The sequence below is a fragment of the Sphingomonas fucosidasi genome (assembly GCF_036663855.1).
Classification (GTDB): domain Bacteria; phylum Pseudomonadota; class Alphaproteobacteria; order Sphingomonadales; family Sphingomonadaceae; genus Sphingomonas; species Sphingomonas faeni_B.
In genome coordinates, this window is record NZ_JAXOJR010000002.1 from 392,358 (window position 1) to 406,647 (window position 14,290).

Below are 14,290 nucleotides of genomic sequence, written 5' to 3' on the forward strand. Positions count from 1 at the left end.
CCAGGGGGAGGTGGCAGGCTCTCGCCTGACGGAGGGGGAGGATAGGTAAACGCCGGTTCCGTGTCCTCCCCCTCCGTCGCCTTCGGCGCCACCTCCCCCTAGCGGGGGAGGATTATGGAGATCACGCCCCTACCACGTCGCCGAACTGCGTGTCGGAGCGCACCGTTTCCCGCCAGGACGGGTCGCGGTTCATCGTCAGGTTGATGATGACGATGCCCGCATGGGGTGGCCGTGCAGGGCGCGGCAGGCGGATCACGCGCCGGCCCGAGCGGTAGGCGGCGAGCGTGGTCTGCTTGGCACGGCGGGCCGCGTCGGTGGCGTGCCAGCCGACCACCGCCAGCGCGACCTGCGCCGCGTCGCCGACCGCGATCGCGGTTTGCTGGCCGCGGTTCCGCATCCGGGCCCAGGACTGCTGCAACCATGACGGCCGATCGAACGCCGATACGTCCGTCGAACGCCATGCCACCCGCAATCCTTCCGGAACGCCGGTCCAGCTATCGGCCGCCGACCCGACCACCGATGGCGCGGAGCGGATCAGGTCGTGCCGGCAGCGCTGGCAGCGGCTGAACAGGAACCCCTGATTTTCCAGGACGAGCGGCGCGGCGACGTGCCCCGAGGCGTGACAGAGCAGGTTCATGATGATCCTCCTTGATGGTGGGCGATGCCAGAGTGAGCGAATCGAGATGCAGCGCGGCCAGCACGATCAGGTCGCCCGGCCCCTGTTCGAGCACCTGATCCAGGTTCCAGACTTCGAAATGACGGCCCATGCCGACCAGCAGCGCGCGCTGGCGCACACCCCGCCGCGACCGCATCCACGACGCGATGCGCAGCCGCCCCTTGCCGTCCATCTGTGCGGGGGCGACGAAGCCGAGGCGTCGCCGCAGCAGCGTGTCGCGTGTCCCGCTGTCCCACGACGGCTCGCCGCCAAGCTCGGACAGCGCACAATGCTGGTCGGCAACGCTGCGGCGATCGTAGACCAGCATGCAGGGATCGTCGGCGTGAAGACCGATGAACAGATCCTCGCGCGCTTGTCGTGCCTGTATCGTAATGCAGAAATGTTCGGGAAGGGTCAGTTCGCCACGCGCGCTGATTGTCGAAACCGCACTTCCCACGAAGAGTTCGTCCATGATCGTTACACCCTCAACAACTACGAGGTGCCGACATCACAGGTTTTTCCGAATGCTCTATCCGGAAGCCGTGAACTTGCTCTGCCGACCCGCAGTTGATGGCGTGTTAACCAAGTAGATAAATTAACATTTCTCTAGTTTCCGAGACTAAGTCATTATCGTTGGATTTTTACGAGAACAGATCCGGAATTTCTCCAGCATGAAATGTGATTCATGCAGCACATTGGTATGCGAATTGTGCGGAATCCGGGCGCGTGCCAGCTTCAAATTCGACGCGATAGGAGCCCGATACGGTCGCCCGGCGCCCTGTTTCGCTCAGGACGGCCGCACGACTCGGGCGATTTCGTCAGGTTTCGTCGATTGGCGCGGCGGGGCCGTTCTTGATGATCGACTCGATCGCGTTCCGGGCGCCGGCCTTGCTCGAATAGCCTTCGGTCCAGAACATCGTTTCGCTGTTGTACTTGAACTTGGCGACATACTCGCCGGCCTTGTTCTGCTCGATCACGAACTTGTGCGCCATATCGACTATCCCTCGGTGAAAGGAGGTCGCAGGCTAACTCAAAACCGATCGGGCGAATAGCGTGCCGGGTCGATCGCCGCGACCGCCGGATCGGGAGGCGTGCCGAGCACGAGGCTGGCGGCGAGCAATGCCGCGGCAGGCGCGGTCTGGATGCCGAAGCCGCCCTGGCCTGCACACCAGAAGAAGCCGGACACGTCGCGGTCGAAGCCGTAGATCGGCAGGCGATCGCGCGCGAAGGTGCGCAGGCCTGCCCAGCTTCGCTCGACCGCGGCGACGCGCCAGTCGACGACGTGCTCGAACCGGTCGACCGCGATAGCAACGTCGATCTCCTCGGGCGCGGCGTCGCACGGGTCGGTCGGCGTTTCGTCGTGCGGGCTGAGCCAGAGGCGACCGCCGGGCTCGGGCTTGAAATAGAAGCGCCCGGCGATGTCGGCGATATGCGGCAGGCCCTCGGGGGCGCCCGGGTCGGTACGAAGTTGCACCATCGTCCGGCGATAGGCGGTCAGGCCAAGCGGATGGACGCCCGCGCGCACCGCGACGTCGTCGGCCCAGGCGCCCGCGGCGTTGACGAGCGTGCGGGTCTGGAAAATGCCGGCCTTCGTATCGATGGTCCAGACACCGGCGGTGCGGGTCGCGCCGACGAACGCGGCATTGGTGACGAAGTTCGCGCCGGCGCGGCGCGCGGTGGCGATGCTCTCGGCGTGGAGCGCGGCGACGTCGATATAGGCGCAGCTCGCTTCCTGGATGCCGAGCGTCCATTCGGCGCGGAGACCGGGTACGAACGCGGCCGGATCGACTCGGTCGAGGACGACGTCGCTGTCGGCGAACTCGGCGAGGAACGCTTCCATCGCCGCCTCGTCCTCGGCGCGACCGATGTGGAGCGAACCGAGCGGCGCGAGGTGCCCGCCGGCTTCGAGGAACGGACCCGAGGCGGTGGTGAGCGGCTGGATATCGGGGCCGCCATAGGTTTCCGACCAGAACGCGGCCGAGCGGCCGGTAGCATGATAGCCGGGCGAGGCCTCCGCTTCGAGTACGAGCACGGTGGCGCGCAATCCGATCGCGGCGGCGAGGCTGGCACCCGCCATGCCCGCGCCGACGATCGCGATGTCGTAGACCGGCGTCACCGACGTGCGGGCACGACGGCCGCGAGGAACGAATCGATCGCCGCCAGCGCACGGTCGCGCACGCCGTCCGCCTCGCGCAGGATCTCGTGCGCTGATTCGGGCCCGAACCGGAGGATCTGCGCATCGGGCAGGCGCGCGCCGAGCCGCAAAGCCGCGCGCGGGTCGACCAGCTTGTCGGCGTCGGCGATCAGCATCAACACCGGCGTTGCGATCGTCTCGATCCTGGGATCCGATAGGAGTGCGGCGGCACCCGCGAATCCGTGCGCGAGCCAAGTCCAGCTCGGCGGTCCGAGCACCAGTTCGGGATGCCGGTCCTGCCACCAGCGTTCGTCGGCATAGCGATCGCCGTCATGCGTCAGCAGCGATCGGCGCGACGCTAGCGCGCCGGGTCGCTCGTTGCCGCGCCACGCCGCGCGCATCGGGTCACCGCGCGCCGCGATCCACCGCGCGATGCGGGCGGCGACGGTGGCACCGATCGGCGATTTCAGACCGATCATCGGCGCGACGAGAATCGCCGCCTCGGGATCGATCGACCGCGCCGCGAGCGCACGGACGACCATCATCCCGCCCATCGAGTGCCCCAGAACGATTCGCGGGCCCGCGCCCTCCGCACTCCAGTCCGCCCAGAACGCCGCGAGGTCCGCGTCGTAGATGCCATAGTCGCCGACATGGCCGACATGCGGGTCCGGCGACAACCGCCCCGAGCCCCCCTGCCCGCGCCAGTCGAACGCGGTGACCGACCAGCCCTGGGCATGGAAGTGCGCGAACGTCTCCAGATACTTCTCGAAGATATCGCCGCGGCCGGTCTGGAACAGCAGCCGTCCGCGCGGGTTCGCTGCCGGCCAGTCGAAGCGGCGCAGTTTCCAACCATCAGGTGCGACCCAATGACCGACCTGCGCCTCGGCAGGGATCGCGCGGCGCACGGGGTCGAATGCAGGACCGGTCGGGACGGTTACTTTTTCGAAAGCCATCTCCGTTAGGGCTTAGCCGATGGGGTGGAACATTGCTCTTCCAATTTTGATTCTCGTGCTCGGCGGCCTGTTGGTCTCCGCGGGCATCCAGGACGCGCGCACGCGCGAGATCGCCAACTGGAAGACCGCCACGGTCGCGCTGCTCGCGCCGGTCTGGTGGTATGCCAATGGGTTGAGCATCTGGCCCGACATGGCGTTGCAGATCGGCGTGGCGCTCGCGGTGTTCGCGGTCTTCCTCGTCGCATTCCATTTCGGGATGATGGGCGGCGGCGACGTCAAGCTGATCGTCGCGCTCGCGCTGTGGCTGCCGTTCCCCGCCTTCCTATCGATGCTGATGGTGATGTCGATCGCCGGCGGGGTGGTGACGGTCGTCATGATGATCGAGCGCGGCATCAAGAATAACTCGGGTCAGATCGAAGTGCCATACGGCGTTGCGATAGCAATGGCCGGGCTACTCGCGCTGCGCGAACCACTCCTTAATCAGTTTCAGTCATGATTAACGCCGAAGCAAAATACCGGCGCCTGAAAGGCACGAACTAGTCATGGACAGTCGTAAGATCATATTGCTGGTTGGCGCGCTGATCGTCGCCGCCATCACGGCATTCTTTGCCAGAACGCTGATCGCCGGCAGCTCTGCGCCGCAAGCCGGTGCCGTCGTGATGGCCGCGCCGGTCGTCGACGGGCCCGAAGTGCTGGTCGCGACCCGCTCGCTGCCGGTCGGCACGATCCTCGATGCGACCGCGCTGAAGTTTCAGCCCTGGCCCAAGGAGCTGGTCGACAACGCCTATTACCTGCGGGACAAGACCAACCTCCAGTCGCTGCAGGGCACGGTGGTGCGCAGCATCATCACCGCCGGGCAGCCGGTGACGCAGGGGTCGTTGGTGAAGCCGGGCGATCGCGGTTTCCTCGCCGCCGCGCTGGGGCCAGGCATGCGGGCGGTCACCGTCCCCGTCTCGGCCCAGGCCGCGGTCGCGGGGTTCGTGTTTCCCGGCGATCGAATCGATCTCGTGCTGACGCAGGCGGTGCCGGGCGGCGGCGACGGCGAACCGCTCAAGGTGTCCGAGACGATCATGCGCAACGTCCGCGTGCTCGCGACCGACCAGCGCACCGACAATCTGGTCGGCGAAGATGGCAAGACCAAGGTCCAGGCGTTCTCGAACGTGACGATCGAGGCGACGCCGAAGATGGCGGAGCAGGTCGCGGTCGCGCAGACCCTCGGCACGTTGTCGCTGTCGCTGCGCTCGATCGCCGACAATTCCGCCGAACTCGAGGAGGCGATCGCCTCCGGGGCCGTGAAGGTGCCCGACGGCACCGATCCGAAGGCCGAGAAGGCGATGATGATGCGGCTTGCGAGCCAACCCCAGGGGGGGACTTCGAGCTATCAGACGGGTGCCGACGTCTCGCGCTATCAGCGGAGCTCGGTCCCAGGGAAACCGCGCGAAAGCGGCGGCGGCCAGGGGGGGATGTCTACAATGCCGATGGCACCAGTCGCCAGCGGAGCTGCCGGGGTCGCCGTACAGGGGCCGATCGTACGGGTGGCGCGCGGCAACGCAATCACGATCGTTCCGGTCGGGGGGAAGAACTGAGATGCGTATTCCGATGACGTCGCCGGGTTGGCCTCTGGCCATCGCCCTGGCCGCGGCCAGCGCCGCGCCGTTCGCTCCCGCTCTCGCGCAACGCCAAGCCGCCGTGGCCGTGACGACCGGCTCGCCCGTCGTACAGGTCAACACCGGCCGCGGTCGGCTGGTGACGCTGGCCCGGCCGATGACCGACCTGTTCGTGGCGGACGATACGATCGCCGACGTCCAGGTTCGCTCGCCGACGCAATTATATCTATTCGGCAAGAAGACCGGCGAGACGACGATTTCTGCGACCACCAAGGGTGGCGCGGTGGTCTATGCGGCGACCGTCCGGGTCGGCAACAACCTCGATTCGGTCCAGCAGATGCTCGGGCTGGCGATGCCCGAGGCACAGGTCGTCGCGACGCCGATGAACGGCCTTATCCTGCTCACCGGCACGGTTCTGGCGCCCGAGGACGCCGCCGAGGCCGAGCGGCTGGTGCAGGCCTTCGTCGGCGACTCGACGAAGGTTTTGTCTCGCCTGAAGACCGCGACACCGCTGCAAGTGAACCTGCAAGTGCGGATCGCCGAAGTCACCCGCAGCTTCATCAAGAACATCGGGGTGAACGTGCAAAGCCGAGACGGTACGGGGGGCTTCAAATTCGGCGTTGCCCAGGGCCGCGGCGCCAGCACGCAATTTGTTCCGGGCGGCACGCTGTCGACGGGCTTCACCGCGCCCGTTCAAAGCGGGGTCACGCAAACGACGTTGGGCTCTACGTTCGGTCTTGCCGGCAAGCTGCTCGGGCTCGACCTGATCGGCGCGATCGATCTGGGTGAGACCATCGGCCAGGTGACGACGCTCGCCAACCCGAATCTGACGGCCTTGTCGGGCGAGACGGGTACATTTCTGGCGGGCGGCGAGGTCCCGATCCCGCTGGCGCAGGCGCTCGGCACGATCTCGATCGAGTATAAGCAATACGGCGTCAGCCTAGCGTACACGCCGACGGTCTTGTCGGATGGCCGGATCTCGCTGCGGGTTCGCCCTGAGGTTTCGCAACTCGATTATTCGAATGCCGTGACGCTGAACAGCACGCGCGTGCCAGGCATAACAACCCGCCGGACCGAGACCACCGTCGAACTGGGTTCGGGCCAGAGCATGATGATCAGCGGCCTGCTGTCGAACAGCCACAATAACTCTTACGACAAGACGCCGGGGCTTTCGAACCTGCCGATCATCGGCGCGCTGTTCCGGTCCAACGCGTTCCAGCGCAACGAGACCGAACTGGTCATCGTCATCACCCCGTATCTGGTGAAGCCGGTCAACAATGCGAGCGACATCGCGTTGCCGACCGACGGTGCACGGACGCCGGGCGATCTCGACCGGGTCTTGCTGGGTACGCTCAGCGCGAGCGGCGGCGGCAAGCGGCCGGTGCCGACGGTCGCGCCGCCGACCTACGCCCAGCCATCGGTCGGCGCGGCCGCCCCGGTCCTGCCGATGCCACGCGGGGACGTTCGTCGCACCGAGGACGACGCCGTGCCCCGTCCCGATACCAAGACCGGCACGAAATCGAAAAAGGGCGTCGTGCCCGCTCCCGGCTTCTCGAATTGAGCCGCGCATTCGCGCAACGCACCAAGGATATCCGATGATCAACAAATCGATCCTAGCGTCTCTCGTCCCCGCACTGCTGCTCGGCGGCTGCATGGGCACGGAGAATCGCGGCCTCGAATCGGTCCATCAACCGGTCGTCAGCCGTACCGACTATGCCCTCGACCTGGGCGTCGCAGGCGGCGCGCTCGCCTCCGGCGAAACAGAACGTCTGGCGGGTTGGGTCGAGACGATGCGGCTCGGTTATGGTGACCGGGTGACGATCGACGATCCGGCCGCGGAAGGATTTCGCGCTCGTGATGACGTATCCGCGGTCATTTCCCGCTACGGCCTGTTGCTGAGCGCCGATGCGCCCGTCACGCCGGCCCCCGCGACACCCGGATCGATCCGCGTGGTGGTCAGCCGGATGCGCGCGGCCGTGCCCGGTTGCCCCGACTGGTCGCGCGATTCGACGAACGACTTCGAAGCGAACACCTCGTCCAACTATGGCTGCGCGACCAATCGCAACCTCGCGGCAATGATCGCCAATCCCGCCGATCTCGTGCGCGGGACACCGGGTACCGAGACCACCGACGCGGCGCTGTCGTACAAGGCGATCGATACCTATCGCAAGAAGCCGCCCACCGGCGCCGCCGGCCTCACCGCAGTCAGCACGGGAGGCAAGTGATGAACGCACCCTGGAAGCCGGGCGGCATCGCGCACCGCGAGCCCTTCACCGCTTATGTCTGCGACGAGATCACCGCCGAGGCCTTGCGCCCGATCGCCAGCGAACTCGGCTGGGCGGTCGAGAAGATCCACAAGGGTGGCCTGCGCAACGCGATCCAGTCGCTGTCGGTGTCGGCCTCGCCGCAGATCCTGTTCGTCGATCTCGCCGAATCCGGCGACCCGCTCAACGACATCAACGCGCTTGCGGAAGTATGCGAACCGGGAACGGTCGTAATTGCCGCGGGACAGGTCAACGATGTCCGCCTCTATCGTGATCTCGTGTCGAGCGGGATCCAGGACTATCTGCTGAAACCGTTGCATGCCGACATGCTGCGCGAGGCATTCGGGCATGCTCAGGCGCTGCTGAACACACCGAAGCACGTGGAGATTTCGACCGATCGACCACATTGCTCGGTGGCGGTGATCGGCACGCGTGGTGGCGTGGGCGCTTCGACGATCGCGACGTCCCTGGCCTGGTTGCTCGCGGACAAGGAGAAGCGTGCTACCGCGCTGCTCGATCTCGACGTCCATTTTGGCACCGGGGCACTCAGTCTCGATCTCGAGCCGGGACGGGGCCTTACCGATGCGATCGACAATCCAAGCCGGATCGACGGCCTGTTCATCGAGCGTGCGATGGTCAAGGCATCGGAGAATCTGTCGGTCCTGTCGGCGGAGGCGCCGATCAACGCGCCGCTCGTGACGGACGGATCGGCCTTCTATCAATTGCAGGAGGAAATGCGCGCGGCGTTCGAATGCACCGTCGTCGACCTGCCACGCGCGATGCTGATCCAGCATCCGCAACTCGTCAGCGACATTCAACTGGGTGTGATCGTTACCGAACTGACGCTCGCATCGGCGCGCGACACGATCCGTATCCTGTCCTGGATGAAGACGAACGCACCGCAGACGCGGTTGTTCGTACTGGCCAACCGGATGCACGCCGGCGGTCAGCTCGAAATCAGCCGCAAGGATTTCGAAGGCTCGATAGAGCGAAAGATCGATTACCTGGTGTCGTTCGACCAGAAGCTCGCATCGCAGGCGGCGAAGCTCGGCAAGCCGTTCGTCGAAGTCGGCAAGACGTCGAAGACCATCGCACCGATCACCGCACTCGCTACCGCGATCGCCTCGGCCGTGCCGGAGGGCGCGACCGACGGCGCGAAGCCAAAGGGCAAGTCGCTGATCGGCAAGTTCGGCGACCTGAAGGGGTTGATCCCCAAGCGTACGGGCAAGGCGAAAACGCCATGAGCGACAGCCGGACCATATCGACGACGACGGGCGGAAGGCGATAGGCGCGATGGAGATGATGCCATTCCTGTTGGTCATCCTCGGCGCCGCGATCGTGCTCGGGATGGTCGTATTCGCTTTTGCAGGCCCGTCAGCCGGACGCGCGCAGTCGCGGCGGATCGCCTCGCTGCGCGAGCGTCATGGCGACGCCCTGGTGGTTGCCGAAGCGCAGCTGCGGCGAATTTCGACCAACCGCGATACCAAAATGGATCTCGCCTTTACCCGGATCTTGCCCAACCCCGAACAACTCGCCAAGCGCCTGGCGATGACCGGCAAGACGTGGACGGTCGGCCAATATGGTCTGGCGACCGCGGGGATCGCGCTGGTGATTGCAGCTTTGATGCTGTTGAAAGGCCTGCCCATCCTGCTCGCGCTGTTGTTCGGTGTCTTCGTCGGCGTGGGCCTACCCCATTTCGTCGTCAGCAAGACGATCCAACGGCGTATCGGCAAGTTCACCGCCAAGTTCCCCGACGCGATAGACCTGCTAGTGCGCGGGCTCCGCTCCGGCCTGCCGATCAGCGAAACGATCGGCGTCGTCGGTCAAGAAGTGGAGGGTCCGGTCGGCGAGGAATTCCGTTCGGTCAGCGACAAGATGAAGATCGGCCGAACGATGGACGCCGCGCTTCAGGATACCGCGGACCGGCTCGGCACGCCCGAATTCCAGTTTTTCGTGATCACCATCGCGATCCAGCGCGAGACGGGCGGCAATCTGGCGGAGACGCTGGCCAACCTGTCGCACGTGCTGCGCATGCGCGGCCAGATGAAGCTCAAGATCAAGGCGATGTCGTCGGAATCCAAGGCATCGGCGTATATCATCGGCGCATTGCCGTTCATCGTCTTCGGGCTGATCTGGTTCATCAACGGGACCTACATGCAGAATTTCTTCATCGACGAGCGGCTGATGGCGATCGGCATGGGCGGCATGGTGTGGATGGCGATCGGCGCCTTCATCATGTCCAAGATGATCAGCTTCGAGATCTAGGGGCACATGATGGGCACCACCGGCGGACCTACCCTACTTGGTTTCGACGTACTCACGGTCGCGACGATCCTGTCGGGCATTGCCGCGTTCGCGGTGATGGTCGCGATCTATGCCGCGACCACGGCCAGCGATCCGATGACAAAGCGCGTCAAGGCGCTCAACGACCGCCGCGAACAGCTGAAGGCAGGCATCACCGCCTCGACCAAGCGCCGCGCCAAGCTCGTCCAGCGCAACGACACCGCCGACAAGATGCGCGGCATGCTGTCGTCGATGAAGATGTTGCAGGACAGCCAGGTCAAGGCGGTCCAGCTCAAGCTGATGCAGGCCGGGATCCGGTCGAAGGAATGGGCGCCGGCGGTGATCTTCGGCCGGCTGGTACTGCCGATCGTGCTGGGCAGCGCCATGTTGTACTGGGTGTACGGCACCGACGGCTTCGCGACCTGGTCGCCGCTGAAGAAATACGGCCTCGTCGCGCTGACCTTCATCCTGAGCTACAAGGCGCCGGATCTGTATCTCGACAACAAGATCAAGAAGCGCTCCGACGCGATCCGTAAGGGGCTTCCCGATGCGCTCGATCTGCTGGTGATCTGCGCGGAGGCAGGTCTGACCGTCGATGCCGCGTTCCACCGGGTCGCGCGCGAACTGGGGCGGGCATATCCCGAGCTTGGCGAGGAGTTCACGCTGACCGCGATCGAACTCGGCTTCCTGACGGACCGGCGGTCGGCGTTCGAAAATCTGGCACAGCGCGTGAAGCTGGATGCGGTGAAGGGCGTCGTCACGACGATGATCCAGACCGAGAAATACGGCACGCCGCTGGCGTCCGCGCTGCGCGTGCTGTCGGGCGAATTCCGCAACGAGCGGATGATGCGGGCGGAGGAGAAGGCGGCGCGCTTGCCGGCGATCATGACGATCCCGCTGATCCTGTTCATCCTCCCCGTGCTGTTCGTCGTCATCCTCGGGCCGGCGGCGTGTTCGATCTCCGACGCGCTGATCAAGACCTGAAGCAACCGGCGGCGCGGCCGATCGTTGGGCTCCCGTAACAGGAGGGTTTTTACGATGCCGTTGTTTTCCACACCTACGCAGTTTGCGGCGCTTGCGCTGGTTTTCGTTGCCGGCTGGCTGTTCGGATTGGCGAGCCATCCGGGCGGCAAGAAGTGGAAGGCGCGCTATCTGGCGGAGCGGGACGCGCATGCTTCGGTGAAGAAGGATGGCGATGTTCGCGCGTCAGCGGCCGAGAAGCGGGCGGTCGAGGCCGAGCGCGAGAATGCCCGGTTGGTGAAGGAGGTCGAGACGGCGCGGGTTGCGGCGCCGGTGGTCGAGCGGGCGCCGGTTGTCGGGCGTGATCCGATTGTCGATACGTCGCGGTCCGGGGCGCTGTCTGCGGCGCGGCCGGCTTATGCTCGGCCGGCGTATAATGCCGATGGGACGAAGCGTGGTTGGTTTGACTTCGACCAGCGTCGGTGAGGTTTTGGGGGTGGGTTAGCCCCCGCATCCTTGTTCTCCCGCGAAGGCGGGAGCCCAGTCTGGGTCCCCGCCTTCGCGGGGACACATTCTTTTCTTATTCCACCCCGGCGGAGGCCGGGGCCCAATTGGGAGCGTTGAGTAACTGGGGGTAGTCCTTCGTTACTCTGGACGTTCCAATTGGGCCCCGGCCTTCGCCGGGGTGGTGCTATTCTAGTTCCGTATTACTTCTTTGAGAGCGCAGCCTGTGCCGCTGCTAGGCGGGCGATCGGCACGCGGTACGGGCTGGCCGAGACGTAATCCAACCCGACCTTTTCGCAGAACGCGATGCTTGCCGGGTCGCCGCCATGTTCGCCGCAGATCCCAAGCTTGATCCCCGTCCGCGTCTTGCGCCCACGCTCCGCGGCAATCTCGATCAGCTCGCCCACACCCTCGACGTCGATGCTGACGAACGGGTCCTTCGCATAGATGCCCTGCTCGACATACGCGCCGAGGAAGCGCGAGGCGTCGTCTCGGCTGACGCCCAGCGTCGTCTGCGTCAGGTCGTTGGTGCCGAACGAGAAGAACTCGCCGACTTCCGCGATCTCACCGGCGCGGAGTGCTGCGCGCGGAAGCTCGATCATGGTGCCGACGAGATACTCGATCGTGCGGCCCTTTTCGGCGAATACGGCCTGCGCAGCCTTGTCGACGACCGCCTTCATCAGTTCCAGCTCGCGGCGGGTGGCGACGAGCGGAATCATGACTTCGGGGATCGGGGCCGCGCCGGACTTCTCCGCGACGTCGACCGCCGCCTCGAAGATCGCACGCGCCTGCATCTCGTAGATCTCGGGATAGGTTACGCCGAGACGACAGCCGCGGTGGCCGAGCATCGGGTTGAACTCGTGCAGTTCCGCCGCGCGGCGCTTGAGCGTGTCGACGTCGACGCCCGCCGCGGTCGCGACTTCGGCGAATTCGGATTCCTCGTGGGGGAGGAATTCATGGAGCGGCGGATCGAGCAGGCGGATCGTTACCGGGAGACCCGCCATCACTTCGAGGATCTCGGTGAAATCCTTGCGCTGTTCGGGAAGCAGCTTTTCGAGTGCGACGCGGCGACCCTTCTCGTCCGACGCGAGGATCATCTGGCGGACGTTGGTGATGCGGCTGCTCTCGAAGAACATGTGCTCGGTGCGGCACAGGCCGACACCCTCGGCGCCGAATTCGCGGGCGACGCGGCAATCTTCCGGCGTCTCGGCGTTGGCGCGGACCTTCAGGCGGCGGACCTCGTCGGCCCAGACCATCAGCGTCGCGAAATCGCCCGACAGTTCGGGCTGCACGGTCGCGACCGCGCCGATCATCACTTCGCCGGTGGTGCCGTCGATCGTGAGCAGGTCGCCCTCCTTCACCTCACGGCCGCCGCAGCGCATGATCTTCGCCTTGGCGTCGATGGAGAGCGTGCCGGCGCCGGAAACGCAGGGGCGTCCCATGCCGCGTGCGACGACGGCAGCGTGCGAGGTCATGCCGCCGCGCGCGGTCAGGATGCCCTTGGCCGCGTGCATGCCGTGGATGTCGTCGGGGGAGGTTTCGGTCCGGATGAGGATGACCGCGACGCCGTCGGCGGCCTTCTTCTCCGCGGCGTCGGCGTCGAACACGACCGCGCCCGAGGCTGCACCCGGCGATGCGGGAAGGCCCTTGGTCAGGACGTCACGGTGCGCCTTGGGATCGAGCGTGGGGTGGAGCAGCTGGTCGAGCGCCATCGGCTCGACGCGCAGGATCGCTTCCTCGCGGGTGATGAGACCTTCGTTCGCCATGTCGACGGCGATCTTGAGCGCGGCCTTGGCGGTGCGCTTGCCGGCGCGCGTCTGGAGCATCCAGAGCTTGGTCTTCTCGACCGTGAACTCGATGTCCTGCATGTCGCGATAGTGGTTTTCGAGCGTGTCGAACACGTCGGCGAGCTGGTGATAGACCTCGGGCATCGCCTCTTCCATCGAAGAGGCCTTGGCGCCGGCGTCTTCGCGCGCGGTCTTGGTCAGGTATTGCGGCGTGCGGATGCCGGCGACGACGTCCTCGCCCTGCGCATTGATCAGGAACTCGCCGTAATAGGCGCGGTCGCCCTTCGACGGGTCGCGCGTGAACGCGACGCCGGTCGCCGAGGTGTCGCCCATGTTGCCGAACACCATCGCCTGGATGTTGACCGCGGTGCCCCAGCCACCGGGGATGTCGTTGAGGCGGCGATACACCTTCGCACGCTCGGACTGCCACGAGCCGAACACCGCGCCGACCGCACCCCAGAGCTGGTCGTGGACATCCTGCGGGAACGGCTTGCCCCAGAGCTTCTCGACGAGGCCCTTATACTCCGCGACGAGCTTGCGTAGGTCGTCGGCCGAGAGTTCGGTGTCGAGCGTGAAGCCCTGGTCTTCCTTGGCGATCTCCAGCGCTTCCTCGAACGCGCCGTGATCGAGTTCGAGGACGACGTCGGCGTACATCTGGATGAAGCGGCGATAGCTGTCCCAGGCGAAGCGCGCGTCCTCGGACTTGGCGGCCAGGCCCTCGACGGTCTGGTCGTTGAGGCCGAGGTTGAGGACGGTGTCCATCATACCCGGCATCGAGGCGCGGGCGCCGCTCCGGACAGAGACGAGCAGCGGGTCGGCGGGGTCGCCGAACTTCTTGCCGGTGACGCCTTCGATATGGGCGAGGCCGGTGGCGACTTCGTCGCGCAGGCTCTGCGGGAACTGGCCGCCCTCGTCGTAATAGACCGCGCAGAAATCGGTCGAGATCGTGAAGCCCGGCGGGACCGGGAGGCCGATCGACGCCATCTCGGCGAGGTTCGCGCCCTTGCCGCCGAGCAGGTTCTTGTCGCCCTTGCCGCCATCCGAAACACCGCCGCCGAAGCGGTACACATATTGGGTCATCACAGGTCCTCTAGGTGTTGTTGCGCGCAGGGCGGCAGTGAAAGGCTTTGAAAACGGGGCGGA

At 65.8% G+C, this 14,290-nt stretch carries 14 protein-coding genes; 8 read left to right on the forward strand and 6 right to left on the reverse strand.

Features of this window, described 5'->3' with window-relative positions:
- Positions 1–121 precede the first annotated feature (121 nt).
- The 5 genes from U1737_RS05325 to U1737_RS05345 all read right to left on the reverse strand — a co-directional run bounded on the left by U1737_RS05325 (position 122) and on the right by U1737_RS05345 (position 3,742).
- Positions 122–466: a hypothetical protein gene (locus U1737_RS05325; protein WP_332795888.1), complete on the reverse strand. Its 345-nt coding sequence runs from the start codon at positions 464–466 to the stop codon at positions 122–124.
- 28 nt (positions 467–494) lie between these two features.
- On the reverse strand, positions 495–1,127 hold the full coding sequence (locus U1737_RS05330; protein ID WP_332795889.1) for a hypothetical protein: 633 nt from the start codon (positions 1,125–1,127) through the stop codon (positions 495–497).
- A 346-nt stretch (positions 1,128–1,473) separates the two neighbouring features.
- Complete coding sequence (locus U1737_RS05335) at positions 1,474–1,647, reverse strand: YegP family protein (protein WP_332795890.1); 174 nt, start codon at positions 1,645–1,647, stop codon at positions 1,474–1,476.
- A 38-nt stretch (positions 1,648–1,685) separates the two neighbouring features.
- The gene (locus tag U1737_RS05340) at positions 1,686–2,732 is read right to left on the reverse strand and encodes an NAD(P)/FAD-dependent oxidoreductase (protein WP_443027091.1); all 1,047 of its coding nucleotides are present in this window, start codon (positions 2,730–2,732) and stop codon (positions 1,686–1,688) included.
- Between the two features lie 35 nt (positions 2,733–2,767).
- The gene (locus U1737_RS05345) at positions 2,768–3,742 is read right to left on the reverse strand and encodes an alpha/beta fold hydrolase (protein ID WP_332795892.1); all 975 of its coding nucleotides are present in this window, start codon (positions 3,740–3,742) and stop codon (positions 2,768–2,770) included.
- A 19-nt stretch (positions 3,743–3,761) separates the two neighbouring features.
- Between U1737_RS05345 and U1737_RS05350 the strand changes: the two genes are divergently transcribed.
- Genes U1737_RS05350 through U1737_RS05385 form a run of 8 tightly spaced genes read left to right on the forward strand, consistent with a single transcriptional unit; the run spans position 3,762 to position 11,342 of the window.
- Positions 3,762–4,238 (forward strand): A24 family peptidase, encoded by a 477-nt coding sequence (locus U1737_RS05350; RefSeq protein WP_332795893.1) that lies wholly within the window; start codon positions 3,762–3,764, stop codon positions 4,236–4,238.
- A 46-nt stretch (positions 4,239–4,284) separates the two neighbouring features.
- On the forward strand, positions 4,285–5,328 hold the full coding sequence (cpaB, locus tag U1737_RS05355; RefSeq protein ID WP_248522235.1) for a Flp pilus assembly protein CpaB: 1,044 nt from the start codon (positions 4,285–4,287) through the stop codon (positions 5,326–5,328).
- A 1-nt stretch (position 5,329) separates the two neighbouring features.
- Positions 5,330–6,910, forward strand: a complete 1,581-nt coding sequence (locus U1737_RS05360; RefSeq protein WP_332795894.1) for a type II and III secretion system protein family protein — start codon at positions 5,330–5,332, stop codon at positions 6,908–6,910.
- Positions 6,911–6,944: 34 nt separating this feature from the next.
- On the forward strand, positions 6,945–7,574 hold the full coding sequence (locus tag U1737_RS05365) for a CpaD family pilus assembly protein (RefSeq protein ID WP_332795895.1): 630 nt from the start codon (positions 6,945–6,947) through the stop codon (positions 7,572–7,574).
- The gene (locus tag U1737_RS05370) at positions 7,574–8,857 is read left to right on the forward strand and encodes a pilus assembly protein CpaE (RefSeq protein WP_248522240.1); all 1,284 of its coding nucleotides are present in this window, start codon (positions 7,574–7,576) and stop codon (positions 8,855–8,857) included. Before U1737_RS05365 ends, U1737_RS05370 begins: the two co-directional genes overlap by 1 nt.
- Positions 8,858–8,906: 49 nt before the next feature.
- On the forward strand, positions 8,907–9,878 hold the full coding sequence (locus tag U1737_RS05375) for a type II secretion system F family protein (RefSeq protein ID WP_248522242.1): 972 nt from the start codon (positions 8,907–8,909) through the stop codon (positions 9,876–9,878).
- Positions 9,879–9,884: 6 nt separating this feature from the next.
- Positions 9,885–10,880, forward strand: a complete 996-nt coding sequence (locus U1737_RS05380; RefSeq protein ID WP_443027083.1) for a type II secretion system F family protein — start codon at positions 9,885–9,887, stop codon at positions 10,878–10,880.
- A gap of 54 nt (positions 10,881–10,934) precedes the next feature.
- Positions 10,935–11,342, forward strand: coding sequence for a hypothetical protein (locus U1737_RS05385; RefSeq protein ID WP_248522244.1), 408 nt, complete (start codon positions 10,935–10,937; stop codon positions 11,340–11,342).
- 221 nt (positions 11,343–11,563) lie between these two features.
- On the opposite strand, the gene ppdK is transcribed toward U1737_RS05385, so the two are convergent.
- Entirely contained in the window at positions 11,564–14,227 is a 2,664-nt protein-coding gene (ppdK, locus tag U1737_RS05390) for a pyruvate, phosphate dikinase (protein ID WP_332795896.1), read from the reverse strand.
- Between the last annotated feature and the right edge of the window lie 63 nt (positions 14,228–14,290).